21 protein-coding genes, 1 tRNA gene and 1 pseudogene are annotated in these 23,062 nt (G+C 41.1%); 20 read left to right on the forward strand and 3 right to left on the reverse strand.

Annotation, left to right across the window (positions count from 1 at the left end; translation table 11 throughout):
* The 11 genes from rlmB to AB5706_RS11450 all read left to right on the forward strand — a co-directional run bounded on the left by rlmB (position 1) and on the right by AB5706_RS11450 (position 12,575).
* A complete protein-coding gene (gene rlmB, locus AB5706_RS11400; protein ID WP_173772368.1) occupies positions 1-732 on the forward strand; it encodes a 23S rRNA (guanosine(2251)-2'-O)-methyltransferase RlmB in 732 nt (243 codons plus the stop codon).
* A 14-nt stretch (positions 733-746) separates the two neighbouring features.
* On the forward strand, positions 747-1,328 hold the full coding sequence (gene sigH / locus AB5706_RS11405; RefSeq protein ID WP_173772370.1) for an RNA polymerase sporulation sigma factor SigH: 582 nt from the start codon (positions 747-749) through the stop codon (positions 1,326-1,328).
* Between the two features lie 480 nt (positions 1,329-1,808).
* A complete protein-coding gene (locus AB5706_RS11410; RefSeq protein WP_207718734.1) occupies positions 1,809-2,297 on the forward strand; it encodes a hypothetical protein in 489 nt (162 codons plus the stop codon).
* A gap of 10 nt (positions 2,298-2,307) precedes the next feature.
* Complete coding sequence (locus AB5706_RS11415; RefSeq protein WP_173772374.1) at positions 2,308-2,994, forward strand: hypothetical protein; 687 nt, start codon at positions 2,308-2,310, stop codon at positions 2,992-2,994.
* Between the two features lie 21 nt (positions 2,995-3,015).
* On the forward strand, positions 3,016-3,792 hold the full coding sequence (locus AB5706_RS11420) for a SipW-dependent-type signal peptide-containing protein (protein WP_173772376.1): 777 nt from the start codon (positions 3,016-3,018) through the stop codon (positions 3,790-3,792).
* A gap of 19 nt (positions 3,793-3,811) precedes the next feature.
* Positions 3,812-5,191, forward strand: a complete 1,380-nt coding sequence (locus tag AB5706_RS11425) for a hypothetical protein (RefSeq protein WP_148462758.1) — start codon at positions 3,812-3,814, stop codon at positions 5,189-5,191.
* Positions 5,188-5,682, forward strand: a complete 495-nt coding sequence (locus AB5706_RS11430; protein WP_173772378.1) for a signal peptidase I — start codon at positions 5,188-5,190, stop codon at positions 5,680-5,682. The genes AB5706_RS11425 and AB5706_RS11430 overlap by 4 nt, the downstream gene beginning before the upstream one ends.
* 1 nt (position 5,683) lies before the next feature.
* Entirely contained in the window at positions 5,684-6,319 is a 636-nt protein-coding gene (locus tag AB5706_RS11435) for a hypothetical protein (protein WP_148462756.1), read from the forward strand.
* Positions 6,316-10,413: an isopeptide-forming domain-containing fimbrial protein gene (locus tag AB5706_RS11440; RefSeq protein ID WP_173772380.1), complete on the forward strand. Its 4,098-nt coding sequence runs from the start codon at positions 6,316-6,318 to the stop codon at positions 10,411-10,413. The genes AB5706_RS11435 and AB5706_RS11440 overlap by 4 nt, the downstream gene beginning before the upstream one ends.
* Before the next feature lie 166 nt (positions 10,414-10,579).
* Positions 10,580-10,652: transfer RNA gene (locus tag AB5706_RS11445), tRNA-Thr, on the forward strand.
* A 255-nt stretch (positions 10,653-10,907) separates the two neighbouring features.
* Complete coding sequence (locus AB5706_RS11450; RefSeq protein WP_118579073.1) at positions 10,908-12,575, forward strand: glutamine--tRNA ligase/YqeY domain fusion protein; 1,668 nt, start codon at positions 10,908-10,910, stop codon at positions 12,573-12,575.
* A gap of 167 nt (positions 12,576-12,742) precedes the next feature.
* Here AB5706_RS11450 and AB5706_RS11455 read toward each other — a convergent pair whose 3' ends face one another.
* On the reverse strand, positions 12,743-13,174 hold the full coding sequence (locus AB5706_RS11455) for a hypothetical protein (RefSeq protein WP_148462754.1): 432 nt from the start codon (positions 13,172-13,174) through the stop codon (positions 12,743-12,745).
* A 152-nt stretch (positions 13,175-13,326) separates the two neighbouring features.
* Here AB5706_RS11455 and AB5706_RS11460 point away from each other — a divergent pair, with 152 nt between their 5' ends.
* The 6 genes from AB5706_RS11460 (at position 13,327) to AB5706_RS11485 (ending at position 20,782) form a co-directional block, all read left to right on the forward strand.
* Positions 13,327-13,929, forward strand: a complete 603-nt coding sequence (locus AB5706_RS11460; RefSeq protein WP_148462753.1) for a Maf family protein — start codon at positions 13,327-13,329, stop codon at positions 13,927-13,929.
* Positions 13,926-14,594, forward strand: a complete 669-nt coding sequence (locus tag AB5706_RS11465) for an HAD family hydrolase (RefSeq protein ID WP_118579064.1) — start codon at positions 13,926-13,928, stop codon at positions 14,592-14,594. The genes AB5706_RS11460 and AB5706_RS11465 overlap by 4 nt, the downstream gene beginning before the upstream one ends.
* A 68-nt stretch (positions 14,595-14,662) precedes the next feature.
* On the forward strand, positions 14,663-14,920 hold the full coding sequence (locus AB5706_RS11470) for a glyoxalase (RefSeq protein ID WP_118579061.1): 258 nt from the start codon (positions 14,663-14,665) through the stop codon (positions 14,918-14,920).
* A 505-nt stretch (positions 14,921-15,425) separates the two neighbouring features.
* Positions 15,426-17,867, forward strand: coding sequence for a hypothetical protein (locus AB5706_RS11475; protein WP_233456031.1), 2,442 nt, complete (start codon positions 15,426-15,428; stop codon positions 17,865-17,867).
* Between the two features lie 191 nt (positions 17,868-18,058).
* A complete protein-coding gene (gene htpG, locus AB5706_RS11480; RefSeq protein WP_173772381.1) occupies positions 18,059-20,125 on the forward strand; it encodes a molecular chaperone HtpG in 2,067 nt (688 codons plus the stop codon).
* Between the two features lie 267 nt (positions 20,126-20,392).
* The gene (locus AB5706_RS11485; RefSeq protein ID WP_173772382.1) at positions 20,393-20,782 is read left to right on the forward strand and encodes a sporulation initiation factor Spo0A C-terminal domain-containing protein; all 390 of its coding nucleotides are present in this window, start codon (positions 20,393-20,395) and stop codon (positions 20,780-20,782) included.
* Positions 20,783-20,787: 5 nt separating this feature from the next.
* Here the strand turns inward: AB5706_RS11485 and AB5706_RS11490 are convergent, their stop codons facing one another.
* Complete coding sequence (locus AB5706_RS11490; RefSeq protein WP_173772383.1) at positions 20,788-21,291, reverse strand: DUF5721 family protein; 504 nt, start codon at positions 21,289-21,291, stop codon at positions 20,788-20,790.
* 193 nt (positions 21,292-21,484) lie between these two features.
* Between AB5706_RS11490 and AB5706_RS11495 the strand changes: the two genes are divergently transcribed.
* Positions 21,485-22,324 (forward strand): DegV family protein, encoded by an 840-nt coding sequence (locus AB5706_RS11495; RefSeq protein ID WP_173718274.1) that lies wholly within the window; start codon positions 21,485-21,487, stop codon positions 22,322-22,324.
* Here the strand turns inward: AB5706_RS11495 and AB5706_RS11500 are convergent.
* Complete coding sequence (locus tag AB5706_RS11500; RefSeq protein WP_325064521.1) at positions 22,308-22,460, reverse strand: DUF6783 domain-containing protein; 153 nt, start codon at positions 22,458-22,460, stop codon at positions 22,308-22,310. The genes AB5706_RS11495 and AB5706_RS11500 overlap by 17 nt on opposite strands.
* Between AB5706_RS11500 and AB5706_RS11505 the strand changes: the two are divergent.
* Both AB5706_RS11505 and AB5706_RS11510 read left to right on the forward strand, forming a co-directional pair.
* A pseudogene (locus AB5706_RS11505) lies at positions 22,398-22,544 on the forward strand (DUF6783 domain-containing protein); the annotation flags it as partial. The gene AB5706_RS11500 and the pseudogene AB5706_RS11505 overlap by 63 nt on opposite strands.
* A 75-nt stretch (positions 22,545-22,619) precedes the next feature.
* The gene (locus tag AB5706_RS11510) at positions 22,620-22,877 is read left to right on the forward strand and encodes a hypothetical protein (protein ID WP_118579046.1); all 258 of its coding nucleotides are present in this window, start codon (positions 22,620-22,622) and stop codon (positions 22,875-22,877) included.
* Positions 22,878-23,062 lie beyond the last annotated feature (185 nt).

Below are 23,062 nucleotides of genomic sequence, written 5' to 3' on the forward strand. Positions count from 1 at the left end.
ATGAGCGAGCAGATTGAAGGAAGAAATGCGGTATTAGAGGCATTTCGCTCAGGAAAATGCGTGGACAAGCTTTTTGTTCTGGACAGATGCCAGGATGGACCAGTACGCACCATTATCCGTGAGGCAAGAAAAAAAGATACGATCATTAATTTTGTACAGAAAGAGCGTCTTGATCAGTTAAGCGAGACAGGCGCACATCAGGGCGTGATCGCGCAGGTGGCTGCATATGAATATTCCACAGTTGAGGATATTTTAAATAAAGCAAAGGAAAAAGGAGAAGCACCTTTCATTTTCCTTCTTGATGATATCGAAGATCCCCATAATCTGGGAGCTATTATCCGTACTGCCAACCTTGCAGGCGCACATGGTGTTATCATTCCGAAAAGACATGCTGCAGGGCTTACATCCACAGTTGCAAAAACGTCTGCAGGGGCTTTGAACTACACACCAGTTGCCAAGGTATCTAATCTTGGACAGACCATCGAAGAGCTGAAAAAAGAGGGTATGTGGTTCGTATGCGCAGATATGGGCGGAGAACTGATGTACAATCTGAATCTTACCGGTCCTATGGGTGTGGTAATCGGAAATGAGGGAGAGGGCGTGAGCCGCCTTGTAAAGGAGAAATGTGACTTTGTGGCAGCTATTCCTATGAAGGGAGATATTGATTCTCTGAATGCGTCTGTTGCAGCAGGAATCCTTGCCTATGAGGTGGTTCGCCAGAGAATGAAATAAAATCCGGAGGAAATATGGGAAAGTTCGATGGTGTAAGTGATGAAGAACTGATTGCCCGTCTGCGGGCTGGAGAGACAGCCATAGAAGATTATCTGATGGAGAAATATAAAGGGCTGGTGCGTCAGAAAGCCCGGGCCATGTTCCTCATCGGAGGAGATACAGATGACCTGATTCAGGAAGGAATGATCGGTTTGTTTAAAGCAGTCCGGGATTTTCAGACAGATAAGGAGGCATCTTTTGTTACTTTTGCCAGGGTATGCATTGACAGGCAGATATACAGTGCCATTCAGAATTCTAACCGCCAGAAGCACCAGCCTCTGAATTCCTATGTATCGTTGAATCAGGAGGATGAAAGCAGTCCAATCTGGGAACTGAGCGTGGAGAATCCGGAATCCATCATTATTGATCAGGAGACTACAGAAGATCTTCGGAAAAGAATTTCAGATTATTTAAGTCCTATGGAAAATAAAGTGCTGGATTTGTATCTGAAGGGAAAAGGATATGTGGAAATTGGAGGAATCCTGAATAAATCTCCAAAATCTGTTGATAATGCTCTGCAGAGAATCCGCTCCAAAATCCGCGAGGTAATAAGCTAGAGCCTTTTCTAGTCCAGGAGCTGGTACAGGAAATAGAAAAATTCTATTTCCTGTATTGACTTTTTCAAAAAACATGTTATCATATCAATTAATCAATGCGTCACAGAAGACGCGTCAATTTAATCTTTAATTCAAATTTGTTAATTCAGTTATTAAAATCCATTTAATTAATTATTGTACCTTAGAAATTGTTAAAATATTAATAATTATAGTTTCTATTTATTTCACTGATCTCAGATATATTTATAAATCAAATCTTTTATTCTTTTTACTATTTAATTTTCGAAAAAATCCCTAATGACAGATATGACCGTTCTGGTTCTTTGTAAAGGAGGTGGTACCCATGTGCTGATTTTATGGTTACTGGTCTTTTTGAGCAGTAGCTGTTTTGCAGCAGGTCTGCAAAATAACAGAAATTCCAGGAGGAAAGGAGTAAGCAGGAACGGTTCCTGCCGTGATTGATCCATGAGAAAGAAATGGATGCTGTTTGTACTAGCGTTCTGCCTTTTGGCGGGAGCAGCAGGTTCTATGGTGTATGCCTATTTAATTGACCGCCAGGAAACTGTTAACAGGATAAAGATAGTGGAGAATAAGACACACATTGAAGAAGAGTTTGATCCTCCGACCGATCCTGGACCAGGATCGGTCATAAAGAAAAAGCCATGTATTGTAAATGATTCTGTGATTCCGGTATATGTCCGGGTCAGGGTAGTATTCAGCAATCTGGATGCACAGGCGCAGTGTGAGCCTCTTAAGATAAAAGATAGTTGGAAAACAGGAGAAGACGGATACTATTATTATCAGAAACAGCTTCAGCCAGGACTGCGAACAGATACGGTTTTTGATAATATTGTTATAAAAAACACAGTAAAAAAAGAAGATTTAGTTCCATTTGATATTCTTGTGTATGAAGAGTCGGTTCAGAGCGAAGGATTTTCTTCTCCGGAAGAAGCCTTTTCAAGACTGTAAGGAGGTGCACATGAAAAAAATGAAAAAGGCAGCGCTGATCTTTGGAACCGGGTTATGTCTGGCTGTGGGAACTGGCGGCACACTTGCTTATCTTGGGGATACAGGACAAGTTGCAAACAAGCTGACATTTGCCGGGGAAAAAGGCCTGGATGCAGTTCTTACAGAGCCGTTATGGAATCCACAGAAAGGATTACTTACTGTTCCGGGTTCTTCTGTTGCAAAAGATCCTCAGATAACCAATACATCAGAACTGAATATGAATGAGCTTGCAGCATTGAAATGTGAGTTCGTTTACAGTCAGAATTGCCCGGATAAGAGCAAAAGAGGAAAAGTCTTAAGCGTTCAGGATATGGAAAAAGTAGTCCAGGTTTATACCATTGATTATAACAGTGACGATGCTGCTAAAGGAGAATGGGTGCGATTTGCTGATCAGAAAAAGACAGACCCTGTACAGTATTTTTACTACTCGAAAGTTTTGAAAAGGAACCTGAATGGTACAGGAGAAACAACTGTTCCTCTATTTACAAAGGTCTGGGTGGATAAAAAGGTAAATAACCGCAGGCAGACCTGGATCCAGGAAATGGGCGGGGTGGAAATTAAGATTTCCGGACAGATTCTTCAGCAGATGACAGGAGAAGAATATTTTGGTCTTAACAATCCAAAAAGTGCGTATGAAGCAGGATTGTTTCATTTTTAATGAGAGAAAGGAAGAGATAATATGAAAATGAGCAGAGGAAAAAGAAATGCATTATTTGCGGGAGCACTTTCATGTGCCATGTTATTTGGAATTGGAAACACAATGGCTTATTTCACGGAAAATTCTGTGCAGACCAATGTTTTTACCACAGGGGACCTTGATATTGGTCTGAAAGAACCGGACTGGGATCCAAATGAAAACGATGGAAAGAATATGTATCCGGGATACACGGTATACAAAAATCCAACTGTAAAGAACATTACCTCCGACAAAAACGGGGACGAGCCCTGTTATGTGAGAATGAGTGTGGACATTCTGAATAGTCAGGGGACACCGATCACAGACGATCAGGCGTTGAATCTGATTTATAAAACCATTTATTTTGATAAGACTTTTACCGGTGGATATGACAAAAAAGAAGGTAAGGCTACCGGACTGATCCAGGATCGGATTCCCGGCTATAACCTTGCACAGCTGGCAGCCTATCCAATGGTAAATCCATTGTGGACAAAGGACACGGCACGCTCCACTGCATCAAAACTTATTTTCAATTATATGGGAGCAAAAGGGGATGGAATTTTAAATATTGGAGAAGAGTCTACCCTGTTTACCAATATTGCGATTCCTACAGACTGGAATCAGACACAGATGCAGAAAGTTGGAAATTATCAGCTGAAAGTAACAGCACAGGCAATTCAGAGCAAAGGATTTGCTACCCAGTCAGAAGCTTACCGCATGTTGGATGAAGAAATTAAAGGAGGAACCTTGCAGGAAATAAACCGCGGCAGTGAGAACTGATCAGAAAGGAAGAGATACCATGAAGAAGCATAAGTGCACAAGTATCTGCATAACTGTGGTGGCAGTACTGCTGCTTGCATGCGGTACTGCGCTGGCTGCCTGGAATGTATCTGAATATGCAGTAAATCTGCTGTCCATGTCCTCTTACAAAAATTCCATACAGGAAAATTATGTAAGGCCAGATCATGTAGATCCGGGACAGAAAGTGGTGAAAGAGGTAAATATAAAAAATGAAGGAACTGTGGATTCCTTTGTCCGGATAAAAATTGGAAGAGTGTTTGGGAGTATCAGTGAAACCGGTCAGTTTCTGGAAAATCGGGAACTGGATCCTGAGATGATCGAAATTCATTACAACACCGATCTCTGGAAGCTGTGTGAGGACGGCTACTGGTACTATAAGGATGTATTGCCGGCAGGAAAAACCACGAAAAAGCCTCTGATGGACAGCTACTATCTCTCTGAAAAAGCAGACAACCGTTATAAGAACAAAGAGGCAAGAATTATTGTAAATCTGGAGAGTATACAGGCAGAGAGCGGCGAAATGAAAGCAATATGGGGAAAAAATGAGAAGGATCTTGGAATTACCTATCAGCCATGTACTTGCGAAGTTGTTACCAGTGTGATTTTTGACAAAAATCATAAGCTGATCATTGGCGGCGAGAAAACAGATCTGTTTGCAAATTTTAAGAACCTGCAGCCTGGATGTACAAGAAGCCAGACAATAAGGCTTGCTAATAATTCGGATTTAAACATTAAGATGAGCCTTCGGGCGGAAGCTGCCAAACAGAACAAACACAGCAAAAAGAATCTGGAGCTGATACGGAAGCTTCTTACCAGTTATGCAAAGATTGAAATTCTGGAGAACAATAAAGTTCTTTATCATGGAACTGTAGATGGAAATCTGACGAAAAAAGGCTGGAGCATGAAAAAAGACATTTCCCTTGGTGAGTTTAAACCAGGAGCAGGAAAAAATCTGATTGTAAAATTGTCTTTAAGTGAAGAGATGGATAATGAATATCAGGAACTGTTGGGAAAAGTGAAATGGGTATTTTCTGCGAGTCAGGCCTCTTCGGATTCATCTTCCGGTCAAAATGGAAATGGTGACCGGGGGCACAATGACGATGAGAACAATGGAGATGACGGAAATAACGGCGGAAGTGGAAATAAAAGCGGAAATGGAAAGTATGGCGAAAACAGAAACAGTGGTGGAAGTGGATACAACGGTGGAGAGGAAAGCTTAAATGGAGCAGCAGGAGAAAAAGTGTATGCAACTGCGTCTGCAAGCCCTAAAACCGGAGATAACACAAATCTGCTGGCAAGATGGTTTGCGCTATTTGCAGCTGCGGTGGTTCTTGCAGTAACTGCAAGAAAACTGTACAGAAAGGAAAAAGACAGATGAGATTAAAAATCTGGGGAAAAGGTCTGTTGAAAATCATATGGGTGATTTTTGTCATTTTGTTAGTCGGACTTTCGTTTCCCCAGATATATGGCATGAAATGTTACAGCGTAATGTCTGGAAGCATGAGCCCTGATTTGCCAGTTGGAAGTGCCATATATGTGAAGGAAAAGGAGCCGGAAAAAGTAGAAAAAGGGGAGATCATTACATTTACCACAGAACAAGGGAGAACAATGATTACACACCGGGTAGCTGAAAACAATAAGGAAAAGCATTTTTTTGTAACAAAAGGGGATTCCAATCAATATCAGGATACAAAACCGGTAAAGTGGGAAAATCTGCAGGGCACGGTTGTATTTTGCATCCCTTTTGCCGGATATGTGCTGAACTTTACAGGAAGCAGAACGGGTAAAATTGCGGCAGTCTTTTTCCTGTTTGCAATTTATCTGGCAACAGAAATTTTTGAAGGGCAGACAAAAAGGAGAGTGAGATAAGTTGAGGAAAAAAAGAAGCTTTTTGGCAGTTATGGGGCTGCTTGTCGGAACTATGTCTTTTGCCGGGGGAACAGCTGCGTATTTAAGCAAATCCGCCGGCGAAGTAAAGAATGTTTTTACGGCAGGATCTGTAAAGGCGCAGCTTACAGAAGCCCACTGGGATACGCAAAAAGCGTCAAAGGTTTATCCAGGTCAGATCCTGGAAAAAGATCCGGTTGTAAAAAATATAGGGGAAAACAGTGCAAATGTTTTTCTGGAGGTAAATGTTCCTATGAGAAGTATAGCTGTTCTGGATGGCAGTACAGGCAGAAAAACAATAAGAGAAAACAGAGAATTGTTTACATTTCAGGCAGACGAGACGAAGTGGACTCTTCTTTATCAGGAGAAAACCTCAGGAAACAAAAAATATATTTACGGCTATAAAAGTGTTTTGAACCCAGGAGAATCCACTACACCGCTATTTCGAAAACTTGCTGCTGTTTCCTATTTAGAGGGGGAATTGGATGCAAGTGTAAGCTATGATGTACCTGTGATTGCCAGCGTTATTCAGGAACAGGATGGAAGCAAAACCATGAAAGAAATCTATCAGGAATATTTGAAACAGGCTGATATTGACCAGAAGGAGGCGAGGGGATGAGAAAAAGAAATCTGAAAAAAACTATATTGGCCGCGGCTCTGGCTGTGCCTGTAGCGTTCTCCTATCCTGGCTGGGCAGTAAGGGCACAGGAAGATGAGAAGGTGTCAACTGAAACGGAAGCGCAGGAAGTAATGCAAGACAATACAGCGCCTGAAGAAGCTGAATGTGAAGAAAATCCTGCTCATGATGAAATGGATGGGGCAGAAACAGATAGTACAGAAACAGACAGTACAGAAGCCGACAGGAATGTTTCAGAAGAGGAGAAATTTTTTCAGAGTGGACTGATTGCAAATGAGGATGGAGAATTTTTGTCTTCTTTGGAGGAAATGGAAACTTCAGGAGAGGATTCCATGTTTTTTCAAGATGGTCTGGAAGTGCTTGAAGATGGCAGCACAGATGACTTGATTGATGCATATGTTGCTCCGGAAAATTATGCACAGGAAGGAACTCCTGTAAGAGAAGGAAAGGGCGGTTTTACCGCTGTTGCAAATGGAAGTACGCTTTTCAGCAGCAAATATACAAGACTTGGCTGGAATGCGGATACCCAGGTTTATTCATGGAACAATGCAGGAAATGACGTTATTTCAGGAATGAAGCAGGGAGCAATGGTAGAGGGACCGTATTTTGTTCCACTTAATAACAATGCAAAAGGAAAATTTGGTTTTCGTGTTACACATGTAGGATACAATAAAGAAGCAAATACGAAGGTAGACCTTCTTCTTACCTGTAATAATTATCAGGATTATACCTACGATTACAAGGGAAATAAAATAACGGGAATTTATCCTATGTTTGGTGTCAGCAATTCAAATGAATTGTGGATCAGCTTTAAGGATGAGCTCTCTGCACAGGAAATCAAAATTGATATTGTAAAAAGCGGTACAGATATTCCGGTTGCAGGCAACTATCGTTTTCGATGGCTGGATATTGATTTGTACCAGAGATTTGGAATCAATCTTCAGAATGGTTCTATAGGACACCGGTATGCGACAACTGATTCTGTAGTAAATGTAGTGAAGAAAACTTTATTTTCCAAAAACTTTGAAGTTCTTACCGCACCGGCACCTGCCGTTGACGGAGAGATTCCGCAAAATACAGTTGTCTATGAGCTGGACAATTCATCCGGCTTCTATCTGGCAATTCTGCGGCCTGGTTGCGGAGCTTATTCTATTGAAACAGCAAGCAGGATCAAAAGTGTATTTGCTGATGTACAGACTGGAACCTGTAAAACGTCTGCCGGACTTAACTGGGATGCGAAAGGCTATGGTCCGGTAGAGTATCCTGGCCTTGTAAAAAAGACTGGAAATACACTGGCTTCCCAGGGAACGTCAAACATCTTGTCTGACAGTACCTCGGAATTTTATTATACCTTGCAGACAGATATCCCGGAAGAGCATTCAGCGTATTATTACAGCTCTTGCGAAGTCAGTGATACCCTGCCGGCAGGAGTCGATTTCGCTGGTTACGCAGCTGTAAAGATGCTGCCTTCAGAGAATGATGTAACCTCATGGTTTAGTATTTCTACAGATGGGGATGTGATAAATTTTCAGGCTACACAGGCAGCATTGTCACAGGCGGACTTTTATGGAAAAACATATGAGTTTCAGATAAAAGTGAGAATGGATCCTACTGAAATAACACCGGTTTACAGTGGTGACAGTTACCGTTATGAGGTAAAAAATAAGGCTTCGATTACCTGTCAGCATATAAATGGGCTCGCAGAAACTTCCTGGTCAGATGAAGTGACTACAGATTGTACAAGATATAAAAACAAAGTAGTGAATGCCTCTGTAAAGAAGTATACTGCCAATTTGCAGGATGGGGTATGGAGAGAAGACCTTCTTCTTCCAGGTCCGGACAGTGAGTATAAATATAAACTGAATATAAATGTGCCGGATAATGAATTTGGCGGGTATATGACCAGAATGGAAATTGCAGATACATTGCCGGCGGGAGCAGAATTGACAGCTGCAACAGCGGAGGTTTATGAAAACGGGCAGAACAGAGTGGATGGACGGTTCCAGATATCTGTAAATGGAAAGAACATTACCTTAAAGGCAACAGAAGCTGCTCTTGGTGACAGAGGATTTTATGGGAAATCCTATGATGTGATTTTTAACGCCAGAATGGTACCAGGAGAGATTTCCTGTACTTATAACGGAACTGTAGCTTCTTATGTGACCAGCAATCATTTTACTGTTACGACACAGCATAAAGGAGACTCGCAGGCTGTAACAATTACCTCGAACAATGTTGCAGATAGGGCAAGCGTAAACAGAACCGAACCAAAGAATCCTCAAAAATGGATTCTAAGGGAAAATCAGAGAATAGTTACTGCAGAGTATAATGGCAGAGATTTTGAAAGTGTGTTTGAAATTGTTCAGGAAATTCCTTCCAATAAAAGAGAATGGAAAATTTCCAAATTTAAAATCCAGGATACTTTGGCAGACTGTTTTGAACTGAAAGGGGTTCAGATATATCTTGATCAGACAGTAGAAGCTTCATTTGGCGCTTCTGACAGTGTACGCGGAGATTGGAGTCTGAATGTTGCTGGAAATTCGATTACCTTGTCTTCTGTGGCAGAATTGCCAGAGCGCTGTTATGGAAAATCCGTGCGTCTTTTACTTACTGTTGGATTGAAGAGTAACAGTAACTTACAGCAGTACTATGTAGCAAATCAAAATCCGGATGTACTGGAAGCCCATATATACAATATTGCTACAAGTACTTTTAACTGGATCGGAGGAGAACCTTCTTCCACATCAAAAAATACAGAAAAGACCAGGGTGATTGTAAAGGAAAAAGTTCCAAAAGGTCATATTACTATAAGAAAAGTGGATGAGACAGGAAAGGCACTGCAGAATGGAAAATTTCAGATCACAGCTTTGGAGGACATCCGTTCTGCTTCTGGAAATATTTTGCTGAGAGCTGGGACTGTAGCAGATACTATAGTAACGGGTGGAAATGGAACAGCCATTTCAAAAGACATTTATCTTGGGAAATATAAGGTAAGTGAGGTAAGACCACCAGCGGGATATGCAATCAGCCGGCAGGTATTTGAGGCGAATTTAAGCAAAACAGAGCCTGAAAAAGCGATCCTTGTCAGAAATCAGAAAATGCATCTGTACATCAAAAAAGTAACAGAAACGGAAGAAGCAGGAGGAAATCGTCCTCCTATTGAAGGCGTAAAATTCCGTTTATGGGAAAGCAGTGCAAATGCAGATTCGGCGGGAACAACATACACAACAAACAAAAACGGATTAATAAAATTGGAAGGGCTGTCACCTGCAACATATTGTATACAGGAGACAGCAGTACCTGCCGGATATGTTTTAGATAACACAGTTCATAAATTTACTGTGGATGCAAATGGATTGGTAAAGAATGAGCAAGGTTATACAATGGTAATTGAAAATCGTTATATAAAAGCGGAATTTTTAAAGACGGATAAGGTGACAGGTGAAGCTGTTGCAGGAGCTGTTATGCAGTTGACGGATAAAAGCGGAAAAGTGATCGACACCTGGACGTCCGGGAAAACTGCTCATAGGATTAATAAACTGCCAGCCGGAGAATATGTACTTACAGAAATAACAGCTCCTTCCGGTTACAAAAAAGGAAAACCGGTGATTTGTACGGTAAAAAGTACATCTGGAGTTCAGAAGTTCCAGATGACAGATGTGAAGATGGTGACTCTTACAATAAACAAAATTCTTCATGGAGATGAAATTGTCTGGGGACAGGGAAATCCGGCCTTTACATTCACGGTGAAAGGAACAGATCTGGATGGAGAAGAACGTATTTACTCTAAAACTGTGGAATTTACAAAAGAAAACACAGACACCCGGGCAGATGTAAGCAAAAGGGCTGTATTCGCACTTCCGGCAGGGAAATACCAGGTTCAAGAGAGTAAAGTTATGCGGTATAAACTGGAGAAAATTGACCAGGTAGTAAATGGAACTGTACAGGGAAATACTGTTCAGTTTGATCTGTCCGGAAATCAGAATGGGACCGCTTCCTTTACAAACAAGAAAAGCGGAGATGGCTTACTGACAGATACAGATTATGTGCGGAATATTGTTATTCCTGAAAAATGAAAAATGCAGTATAGCAGTACCTGCCAGGTTGCAGCGGCAGGTGCTGCAGCAAAGAATTTTAATTATTTTATATTTTTTGAAAAAATTTGAAAATAGGTGTTGACAATAAGATAACCTTCTGGTAATATAATCAACTGTGAGCGGCAGAAATGCCGGACATGAGAGTGCTGATGTGGCTCAGTCGGTAGAGCGTCGCCTTGGTAAGGCGGAGGTCACGGGTTCGATTCCCGTCATCAGCTCTTTTTAATCCCTGATTATATATCAGGGATTTTTTTGTGGCATAAATTAATATATTCTCATAGATAGGGATAAAAATCAATATTTTTGTAAGAAAAACTTTTAAAATGCACCTATTTATGATAAGATAAATCATCAAAGAACAGAATATGTTTGAGAAATTATTCCCGATACACATATTGAAGAAAATTTTTTAACATGCTCTGACAGATATTGGAATTTATGCTATAAAAGAGTTGATATCAGGAGGGAGAACCATGGAGAACGAAAAGGTTTCCAAAAATTTTATTGAGAATATCATTGATAAAGACCTGGCAGAAGGAGTTTATGACACCGTTCATACACGTTTTCCGCCAGAGCCAAACGGTTATCTTCATATAGGACATGCCAAATCCATTCTTTTAAATGCCGGACTGGCGAAAGAGTACAATGGTAAATTCAACATGCGTTTTGATGATACCAATCCGACTAAGGAGAAATCTGAGTTTGTTGAGTCCATTAAAGCCGATATCAAATGGCTGGGAGCTGACTGGGAGGACAGACTGTTCTTCGCTTCCGATTATTTCGGACAGATGTATGAAGCTGCAGTAAAATTGATTAAAAAGGGTAAGGCATATGTCTGCGATTTAACTGCGGACCAGATCAGAGAATATCGTGGAACTTTAAAGGAGCCTGGCAAAGAGAGTCCGTATCGCAACAGAACTGTAGAAGAGAATCTTCAGCTTTTTGAAGAGATGAAAGAAGGCAAATATGCTGATGGTGAGAAAGTTCTGAGAGCAAAGATTGACATGGCTTCTCCAAACATGAACATGCGAGATCCGGTTATCTATCGTGTAGCTCATGTAAGCCATCACAGAACAGGAGATACCTGGTGTATTTACCCGATGTATGATTTTGCTCATCCTATTGAGGATGCAATTGAGGGAATTACACATTCCATTTGTACTCTGGAATTTGAAGATCACAGACCATTATATGACTGGGTTGTAAGAGAACTGGAATATCCACATCCTCCGAAGCAGATTGAGTTTGCAAAGCTGTATCTGACGAATGTAGTAACAGGTAAGCGTTATATTAAGAAGCTGGTAGAGAATGGAATTGTTGACGGATGGGATGATCCAAGACTGGTATCTATTTCCGGTTTACGTCGCCGTGGTTACACACCTGAATCTATTCAGAAGTTTGTGGAACTTTGTGGTGTATCCAAAGCTGACAGTTCAGTAGACTATGCAATGCTCGAGTACTGTATCCGTGAGGATCTGAAATTAAAGGCTCCTCGCTATATGGCAGTCCTTGATCCGATCAAACTGATCATTGACAATTATCCGGAAGGACAGGTGGAATATCTGGATGCTCCGAACAATATGGAAAATGAAGCCCTTGGTAGCAGAAAGGTTCCATTTGGAAAGGAACTTTATATTGAAAGAGAAGACTTTATGATCGATCCTCCAAAGAAATACAAACGACTTTTCCTTGGTACGGAAGTTCGTCTTATGAATGCATATTTTGTTACATGCACAGGTTTCGAGGCATTGGATGATGGAACAGTTACTGCTGTACATTGTACTTATGATCCGGAAACAAAGGGCGGAAATGCACCTGACGGACGTAAAGTAAAAGGAACCATTCACTGGGTTGAAGCGTCAAATGCAGGTAAGGTTCCGGTACGTCTTTATGAGAATATCGTAGATGAGGAAAAGGGTGTTTATGATAAAGAGACAGGAGAACTGAATCTGAACCCGAATTCTCTTATAGAGATGTCTGCTTATGTTGAACCAGAGCTTCTGAAAGCCAAAGGACTGGATAGTTACCAGTTTGTAAGAAATGGCTTTTATTGTGCAGACATTCATGATTCCAAAGAAGGGGCACCGGTATTTAACCGTATTGTTTCTCTTAAGAGTTCATTTAAACTTCCAAAAGCGTAAAAGAAACCCCCACGGAAAATTATATTCAAATTGCCGTGGGGGGGTTGCAATAGAAAATTCTGTTGGAACTTCTTCTTGCAAAGTGAAATCTAAATACTGTCAACGAAAGTGGCAAGCCTGATTGTCACTATTTGTAAAATGTGGAATAATTATGAATTTACCTGCAATTAATCAATGTGGATAGAAGCTTCTTCTTCGTCCTGCTCTTTCTCAGCTTCAGCAAGTTCTTCCTCGAATTTATCTTCATCTTTCGCTGCTTTTTCAAGAGCATCGGCTATAGCATTATCCTGCTCTTCTGCATTTTCAGCAGAATCCTCTTCTGTATCCTCTGAACTTTCTTGTGAATCAGGCTCCTCAGAGCCTTCGGTTTCATCATCTTTTTCATCTTCGGAAGTAGCTTCCCAGGTTACGAAATCTTCGTGGACATCCTTTGCTTCAGGCTGCTCGTCATCTTCCTGCTCATCTTCAAAATCATCTTCAAGGTCAGCTGCCTCTTCCAAAGCATGTCTTTTGGCAAAAGCTGCTGCTACGGCACCGGCTACTGCTGCTGTTGCTGCTCCGAGTGCAACCATTCCCCAATATTTGTTAATCTTAGCCATATTGTCTGCTCCTTTCGGTATTTTCCATCTGTCTAAACAAAGCTTAATGGAGTTGTCTATATTGTAATACTTTTTACGCAAAAAGAAAAGAAAAAAATCGTTGCACCCATATAAATGGAGGGTTATACTGTTAAGACAGAAAAGGAGAGATTATGGAGAAAATTGTTTTAGCTTCTGGGTCCCCACGAAGAAAGGAACTGCTTGCAAGAACCGGTGTGGTTTTTTCTGTGGTTGTAAGCAATGGGGAAGAGAACACCAACCTGACAGATCCAGCGGAAACGGTGGAAAAGCTTTCGCAGGATAAAGCAATATCGGTTGCAGACAGACTTGAAAATGAAAGTGAACCTTGTCTGATCATTGGTGCGGATACCGTAGTTGCATTTGAAGGAAAGATTCTTGGAAAGCCGTCAGATGAAGAAGATGCATTAGATACATTGTTAAAACTTCAGGGGAAATCCCATCAGGTCTATACCGGTGTAACCCTTCTTGTAAAAGAACAGGGTATCTGGAAGCCTTATACTTTCAGTGAAAGGACCGACGTTGAATTTTATCCTGTTTCCAGGGAAGAGCTTCTGGAATATATAAAAACAGGGGAGCCTATGGATAAAGCAGGAAGCTATGGAATCCAGGGGAAATTTGGAATTTACGTAAAAGGAATCTGCGGAGACTACAATAATGTGGTTGGGCTTCCTGTAGGAAGACTGGTTTATGAACTTAAGAAAATGAAAATCAATATAAGGGGAATGAGAAAATGATAAAAGCATGTATTTTTGATCTGGACGGAACTTTAGCCTACACATTGGATTCCATGGCTGTTGTAGGAAATGAAGTTGTAAGAAAATACGGTTTGAAACCAATGCCTATAGAAAATTACAGATATTATTGCGGAAACGGTGCTGACATGCTGGTGAAAAGACTTCTGGTCGATGCAGGAGATCCGGAATTGCTGCACTATGAGGAAGCAAGAGCGTTATATAGAAAAGAATTTGATAAAGACCCATTTTACAAAATACAGCATTATCCGGGAATGCCGGAAACCTTAAAAGAGTTGAAAAAAAGAGGCGTGAAGCTGGGGGTGTGCTCAAATAAACCACATGAAGCAGCCGTGAAAGTGGTGGAAAGAATGTTTGGGTCTCAGATTTTTGATGCAGTTATGGGACAGAGTGATTCTGTAAGAAAGAAACCAGCACCGGATGGTCCGCTTAAAATCGCGGAGCAGTTTGGAATTAAGCCAGAAGAGTGTATGTATCTGGGAGACTCCGGAACAGACATGCAAACTGGAAAAGCAGCCGGGATGTACACGGTAGGTGTTCTGTGGGGATACAGGGAAAAAGAAGAACTGCTGAAAAATGGAGCGGACTATCTTGTGGATTCTCCAGAGGATATTCTTGATTTATATGAGGAAAAATGCGAAGAGTAAAATTTTGATAACTATTCAGCAGGCTCTAAACAGTTATAACTTTTATTATAAAACAGGAGGTCGGAAAAATGTATACAGAGGAGTGTATTCAGACATTTTTGGAAAAACAGGAGCAGCTTTTTGATGAACCGGTTGCAGAAACTTACGAAGAAGCAGAGGAATTCCTGGAGGATTGCATGGCTGTAGTTGCAGATTCTATTGACGAAGTGCGAAAATATCTGTCTGGAATGGGTGCAGATGTGGATGGCATGAGTAATGAAGAATTAGAAGAAGCAAGTGAAGTATTTGCCCTTCCAGATGGAAAATATCTGATTGTGGAGGGATGATCTTTTGAAGCAGAGGTTTGCAGCTGTAGAGTAACTGACTTTCACATAAGGTGATGAAACCGGCGAAAAGGCAGTATGTCCGGTTGGAAATTCAGAACAGTTATCGGATAAATTCATATTACATAAGTATAAAATCAGGTTGCTATAATGACACTAAACAAGAGAACATAATGTGTTATTGTTCAGAAGAGAGGATACATCCCATAGGATGTTTTCCGGAGAAAGAAGTGGCCAGCAACTATCGCGTTATGGTTCACTGGCAATGTTCCGCGAGGTGTTTTTTGTAAACAAAGTTCACAGAAAACCCGAGAAGCTGGGCGCGGAATCGTGCGGATGCATGATTCCTGTGCAGCGCGAAGTGGTTGCAGTGCGCGGAGCGAACAGTAGCACTGTCACATGCACTGTAAGAATTACAATAAAATAAAAGTGCTTGTGGAAATGTTTAAAATATGTTACAATAATGTTACAGGTCAGCCTAAAAGGGGAATGTAAAGGAGGATGGCATATGAGACCTAGGAAAATTATAGCAATGATTATGACTTTTCTTATGATGCTTTCATTGCTTCCGTCTCTGGTATTTGCGGCAGCAGCACCAGAGGGAGAACTTGGAGGTCAGCTTAAGATTAAGGGAACTGCAGCTGTAGGCTCTGAGCTTAGCGCAGATTATGAAAAGGTTACACCGGAAGGACTTACAGACGATTATGTAACGTTCAGCTGGTCAAGAAAAGTTGGAGATCAGCTTACTGAAGTAGGCACTGAGAAGACCTATAAGCTTGTTGATGAAGATCTTGGAAATAAGATTGAGCTGAAAATTACCGGAAAGGCCGAAATGGGCATAACCGGAGAACTGAAAGTAAATACAGTTGAAATTGTGGCTACACCGGAAGAAGCTCCGGAAGAGACAACAGAGCTTCCAGAGGGAGAGCAGGAGGCTGCACCGACAGAGGAAACCCCTGTTCAGGAGATCGCAGCAGAGGATACACCTGCGGAAGGTTCCCAGACAGATGAGAACACACAGCCGGCTCAGGATGTGGCAGAAGATACACAAACCGAGGAAGTAACTGACATTGGTGCTGATGAACCAACTGATTCTTCCGCTGATGTTATGCAGCCGGCAGATGGACAGGACACAGAGAATTCTGCTGACAATTCCCAGTCTGAGATCACTACAGATGACAGTGTGATTAACATTGGAACAGAAGGCTATCTGGAAGTTCCTGAGAATGGACAGGCTGAGGCTGCAAATCAGGGAGCATCAGCTGAATCCCCTGCCCAGCAGGAACCTGTGTATACAGCAAAAATTGTTGCAGAAAATACTGCAGAAGATGGTACTGCAGTACTTGATTTTGGAACCGTAAATGCAGGTTTCACACAGGAAAATGCGAATTCTTCCATGACTAAGAATGTAACTGTTAAGAATACTGGCAACAGCACTCTTAATTTCAAAGAAATCAGTCCGGAACATTTTATGGTAAAGGATCTGGGTTCTCTTGCGGCTGGAGAATCAGTCGATGCATGGGTTATGCCAAGAGAAGGTACAGCTGTTGGAGAATACAGTGATACGATCACTTATGAAACAGAGGAAGGTGTAAAGGTTTCCTTCATTGCAAAGCTTACAGTAGCTGAGCAGAAGCAGGATGATACGAATACAGATCAGCAGCCAGCAGAGAAACCAGCTACACCGGAAACCACCCCGGAAGTGACACCAGAGGTAACTCCAGAAGTTACCCCAGAAGTCACCCCAGAGGTAACTCCAGAAGTTACCCCAGAAGTCACCCCAGAGGTAACTCCGGAAGTAACACCAGAAGTCACCCCGGAAGTGACTCCGGAGATTACTCCAGCTCCTTCATTTACTACCGACATTTCCGAAGTGAAATTCGACAGTAAAGAAGCTGGTTACAAAGAAGCACCAGCTGCAGTTACAATCAATGTATCCAATACTGGAAATGTGAAATTAACCGGTATTGCTGTAAGTGTAAGCGGAAACGAATTTACAGTAAGTGCTCCGTCTGCTTCAGAATTAGAGGCAAATGCAAACCAGTCTGTATCCTTTACTGTTGCACCGGCAGTTGGATTGGCAGCAGGAACCTATACACAGACTGTTTCCATTAAGACAGATCAGACAGATTACCTGAATATTCCAGTAAGCTTTACAGTAACAGAAGCTGCTGCCAAGCTTACAGCTGTAGGCAAAGTATCTGATATCAGTCTGGCAAACGGGGTTGAGAAGTCAGCAGCTGGACTGCAGCTTCCATCTACTGTTAAGATTACTACAAACAAGGGCGATATGAATGCCTCTGTAAAATGGGATGTAAAGGGCAGTGCATATAATCAGAACAGTACAGAAGCACAGAAGTTCTCTGTGAAAGGTACTGCTGCTCTTCCAGACGGTGTTACCAATCCGGATAACCTGAGCCTTGTAGTATCTGTTAATGTCACTGTAAGCCGTGGACCGATTGTATCTGATGCAGGGAATAACAGTATCACAGGAATCAGCTCCGATGGAAACTATACTACAGAGACCAAGATTACTTTCACTGCAGTTGGCGCAGGTATGGATATTGAAAATCCGATTAAGGGAGATGTAAGATATCAGCCGCTGAACTGGGAGGTTCTTGAGGCAAGAAGCTGGGACGGCGCACCATATTCTGCAACTTTCCGCATGGGCAAGAATGGAAATTATACTTTGACTGTCACATATAATCAGCAGCAGTTTGATGGAAGCAACTGGGTAAACACTGGAACACAGGATACCAAGCAGGTTAATTTCACTGTAAATGCTGCACCGAATCAGACTCTGACACCGGCTGCAGACAAAACAGATGCAAATCAGAAGAATGCAGTAAAGACCGGGGATAATACTCCAATCCTCCCATTTGTAATTATTCTGATTGTTGCGATTGTATTAATTGCAGGAATACTTGTTTACCGCAATAAGAAAAAATAATAGTGGATTCTCAGATAAACAGTAATTGTGAATGAGAGCAGAACGAATGAGGGAGACCAGAAATGGTCTCCCTTCTTTTAATAAAAACTACTAGCACTCAATTAAAATGAGTGCTAAATTTTCCTTGACTTTTAGTCAGTTTGGTATTACTATAGTTTGTATAATTAAGAAGACAAAGGAGAGTGAGCTGCATGGCTGAGAAGCATGGTAGTTTATCAATTAACAGTGAAAATATTTTTCCAATTATAAAGAAATGGTTATATTCTGATCACGACATTTTTGCAAGAGAGTTAATCTCCAATGGTTGTGATGCAATTACGAAGCTTAAGAAACTTGATGTTATGGGTGAATACACACTTCCGGATGATTACAAAGCTGAAGTACAAGTTATTGTGAATCCGGAAGAGAAGACTTTGAAGTTTATTGATACAGGTCTTGGTATGACGGCCGATGAAGTGGAAGAGTATATTACACAGATTGCTTTTTCAGGAGCTACTGAGTTTCTTTCCAAATATAAAGATAAGACCACGGATGATCAGATCATCGGTCATTTTGGACTTGGCTTTTATTCAGCATTTATGGTAGCAGATGAAGTTCATATTGATACTCTTTCTTATAAAGAGGGCGCTGCTCCAGTACATTGGACCTGTGATGGTGGTACAGAGTATGATATGCAGGAAGGCAATAAGACTACAGTTGGTACTGAAATTACTCTGTTTTTAAATGATGAGAGTACAGAATTTTCCAACGAATATCGTATGAGAGAGATTATTGAGAAATATTGTTCTTTCATGCCGGTAAATATCTATCTGTCTAAAGAGAATGCACCGCAGGAGTATGAGACTATTGATGAGGCTGAGCTTCGTGATGATGATGTAATTGTAGAGCGTATCCACGAGGATGCTAAGACTGAGGAGAAAGAGAATGACAAAGGTGAGAAAGAAGTCGTAGAAGTATCTCCTGCAAAAGATAAAGTAAAAATCAATAAACGTCCGGTATCTTTAAGTGATCCGGAGCCATTGTGGATGAAACATCCAAACAGTTGTACAGATGAGGAATATAAAGAGTTTTACCGTAAAGTCTTTATGGATTATAAGGAGCCTTTGTTCTGGATTCATTTGAACATGGACTATCCGTTTAACCTGAAAGGTATTCTGTACTTCCCGAAGATCAATACAGAATATGATTCCATTGAAGGTACGATCAAACTGTACAATAACCAGGTATTTATCGCAGATAACATCAAGGAAGTAATTCCAGAATTTCTGCTTCTTCTGAAAGGTGTAATTGATTGTCCGGATCTTCCACTGAATGTATCCAGATCTGCACTGCAGAACGATGGCTTCGTGAAGAAGATTTCCGAGTATATTACAAAGAAAGTAGCGGACAAGCTTACCGGAATGTGTAAAACAGACCGTGAGTCCTACGAGAAATACTGGGATGATATCAGTCCATTTATCAAATATGGCTGCATTAAGGACAGTAAGTTCTCAGATAAGATGAATGATTATATCCTCTTCAAGAACATTGATGGCAAATATCTGACTCTGAAAGATTGCATCGAAGAGAACAGGAAACCAGAAGATGAGACTAAGACAGAAGAGACTGTTGAATCCACAGAAGAGAAGAAAGAGGACGGCGCGAAAGACGAGAAAGAGCCTGAGAAGACTACTATCTTCTATGTAACAGATGAGGTTCAGCAGAGTCAGTATATTAACATGTTCCGTGAGGCAAAGAAGGATGCTGTTATTCTGAAACACAATATTGACAGCGCTTTTATTTCCCATCTGGAGCAGAAGAATCAGACTATCCAGTTTAAGAGAATTGATGCAGATCTTACAGAAGAACTGCGTGGGGAGGAAGCTACTGACGAGGAGACTTCCAAGACTCTTACAGAAGTATTCAGAGATGCATTGAAGAATGACAAACTGGAAGTGAAGGTTGAGAATCTGAAAAATGAAAAAGTTGCTGCTATGATGACCCTTTCTGAAGAGAGCCGTCGTATGCAGGATATGATGAAGATGTATAATATGTACGGCATGGATCCATCTATGTTTGGTGGTCAGGAAACTTTGGTTCTGAATGCGAAACATCCGTTGGTTCAGTTTGTAGCAGACAACAAGGATTCTGATAAGACCCCGGTTATTTGCGAGGAACTGTATGATCTTGCCATGCTGAGCCATAAACAGCTTTCACCGGAAGAGATGACCAGATTTGTTCAGAGAAGCAATGAAATTCTGCTTATGCTGACAAAATAAGTTATGACAAAAAGGGACAGACGCATAAATGAGTATTGCATTTAGGACGCCTGTCCTTTTTATATGAAAAATTGGAAAAGTTTATCCTGTTATTCTGTTTTTCTATAGAATTTTATCTCGAAATCTCTAAAAAATATTACAATTTTCTTAATTTTCGTCTCAAAATGCTAAAAAAGGCAAATTTAACTCGTATTATATGTAGAGGCAAATCAAGGGCTGACTGCAGATGCAGAATCAGAAGTATAACTTATTGTGGGAGGGACAAAAATGAGAGAGGTATACGGCACGATACGCAAACTTGGTGCGACATCGAAATATAAAGGATATTATTTTGTGGCGGAAGCCATACGCATGACAATGGAATTTCAGGAAAGACCAATGAAGATCACAAAAGATATTTATCCAAGGCTTGCAAAGAAATTTAAATCCAAGCCATCTAATATTGAGCATGATATTCGTACAATTGTAAATGTATGTTGGGAAAATCATCGGGAAAGACTGGAAGAGATTGCCGGATATCCTCTGGAATACAGACCTACCAACAGTGAATTTGTAGATATGATCGCCTTTTATCTGGGAGATGAAAAAGAAAGCAAGGTTCCAGACGTGGAATGCCAGAATAACTCTATTGGAAAATTAATGGAGAACCTATTCTGACAGGATTAAACTTCTTCTACAGATAATCCGCTGCGATGAAAAAAATCCATCACATATTGCTCCCAAAGGTGGTCCAGTTCTTTACCGGGAAGAAAGGTTTTCATAGATGTTCCGGTAATACAAAACAAGGTCTTATTCTTATATTGGAGATTCAAATACAGACCTGTTATCAGTTCGGGAGAAAGTGAAAATGCAGAACTCTGCAATAATGCAACGGTCTTGTTCGGAGAAAACTGAAGCACGATTTTGAAAGAAAGAGGCGCTTTTTTTCCACGGATAACAGAATAACAAAATGGTTTTACTTCTTTCCAGAGAGAGAATGTACGGTGGCTGGAAGCTAAAAATTCCTGCTCATCATTATCGAAAAAATCAGTTTGGAGTTTGCCGTCAATGGAAAAAACATTGCTGGTAATGATCTCTGCCTGGTTTAGCCAGAAGAGATCGAAGGTATCTCCAAGAAAAAGCTTATTGGTAAAATTCTTCTGGTCAGTGATTTTTAAAGCGAGCATAGGGACCTCCTTTCTAAAGGGCATGTCGCCTGTCGACGACATCAATATATGAAAATCAGTTGCTGATGAACAATAACCATTATAAAGCAATTTGGGGGAAAATGGAAGAAAAAACTCTTTTCAAACACATAGTAATGTGTTAATATAGATGTGGTATTTAAAACTACATATTACGGAAAAGAGGACGATATAATTGAGTTATAAAATTGTGATAGATAGCTGTGGAGAACTTCTGGAGCAGTGGAAACAGGATGAAAGATTTGCTTCCGTACCGCTTACACTGACTGTTGGAAGTGAGAATATAATAGATGATGAGACATTTAACCAGGCAGATTTTTTACAGAAAGTTGCCGCCTGCCCGGAATGTCCGAAATCAGCCTGCCCGTCGCCAGAGAGCTACAGAAAGGCATTTGACTGCGAAGCTGAACATATATATTGCGTTACTCTTTCCTCTGAACTCAGTGGTTCCTATAACAGTGCAGTGCTTGGAGCAAGTCTTCTTCATGAGGAGAAGAAAGGCGTTCAGATTCATGTTTTCAATTCCTGTTCTGCTTCTATAGGGCAGACTTTGATTGCAATGAAAATTGCACAGTGCGAAGATGCCGGCCTTCCGTTTGAGGATGTTGTCAGCGTTGTGAATAAATATATTGAAGAACAGCACACTTTTTTTGTGCTGGAGAATCTGGAAACCTTACGTAAAAATGGCCGCCTCAGCCGTGTGAAAGCGCTTGTGGCAACAGCCCTTAAGATCAAACCGATCATGGGATCTACTCCGGAGGGGACGATCTGCCAGCTGGATCAGGCACGAGGCATGAATAAGGCGCTTGTGAAAATGGTGGATAAAATTGTGGAAGTGACAGAAAACAGTGAGAACAAAATTCTTGCCATTTCCCACTGCAACAGCCCGAAGAAAGCAAATATGCTTAAAGAAGCCATCCAGGAGAAGATGAAGCTGGCTGATATTGTGGTTCTTGACACAGCCGGTGTCAGCAGTATGTATGCAAATGATGGAGGAATTATTGTGGCTGTCTGATGCTAGAGCCTGTTTGAAAAATCATTCCCGCAATCTGCACGCCCCACTTTGCGGTATATTTTGTCCGAATTCGGTTGCCGTAGCCCGCTACGGCGCCCTCATCCGGACAAAATCTCCCACAAATTATGACGCACATCTTGCAGAAAGCCTTTTTCAAACATGCTCTAGAGCGTATTCACTGATAACATTTCGCGAGGCGTTTTTTGTGAACTGTAAGTGAACATACTTCCATTTTGTTGGGAAATATGATATACTCATCTAAGTTGATATTTTATCCCAAAGGAGACGTGCGGCTATGAGTCAGAAGAAAGTAGATGCCTATAAAGCAGAAAAAGCAAACCGTGAGAAAATTATGAAAAAGGAGAAACTGATCCTTACTATTGAGAAACTGGCAGCGCTTGTTGCGTGTATGGTTGCTGTATGCTGGATTGGTTATTCTGTTTACGGAAAGGTTACAGAAGGTCAGGAGACTGTGACGACAGAGACTGTTATGGATACTTCTGCACTGGATTCTTATCTGAATGGACTTAGTGCAGATTCAGAGGCGGAATAAGTATGAAATATAAGAAAATATAAGAAAAAACTGCCTGAGGTAGCTTAAAAAGATGGGGATGGATTTCGGATCTGTCCCCATTTTGTTTATATAATAACAATAAAAAGAATCCTGTCTACAGGACTCTCCGCCTACGGTGGGGCGTCTTGGGCGATATTTACCCTTCCGCTGCAGTGTAATCCTGC

Source organism: Ruminococcus sp. RTP21484sp1_RTP21277st1_D2_RTP21277_210401, from assembly GCF_040924225.1.
GTDB classification, from domain to species: domain Bacteria; phylum Bacillota; class Clostridia; order Lachnospirales; family Lachnospiraceae; genus Blautia_A; species Blautia_A faecis.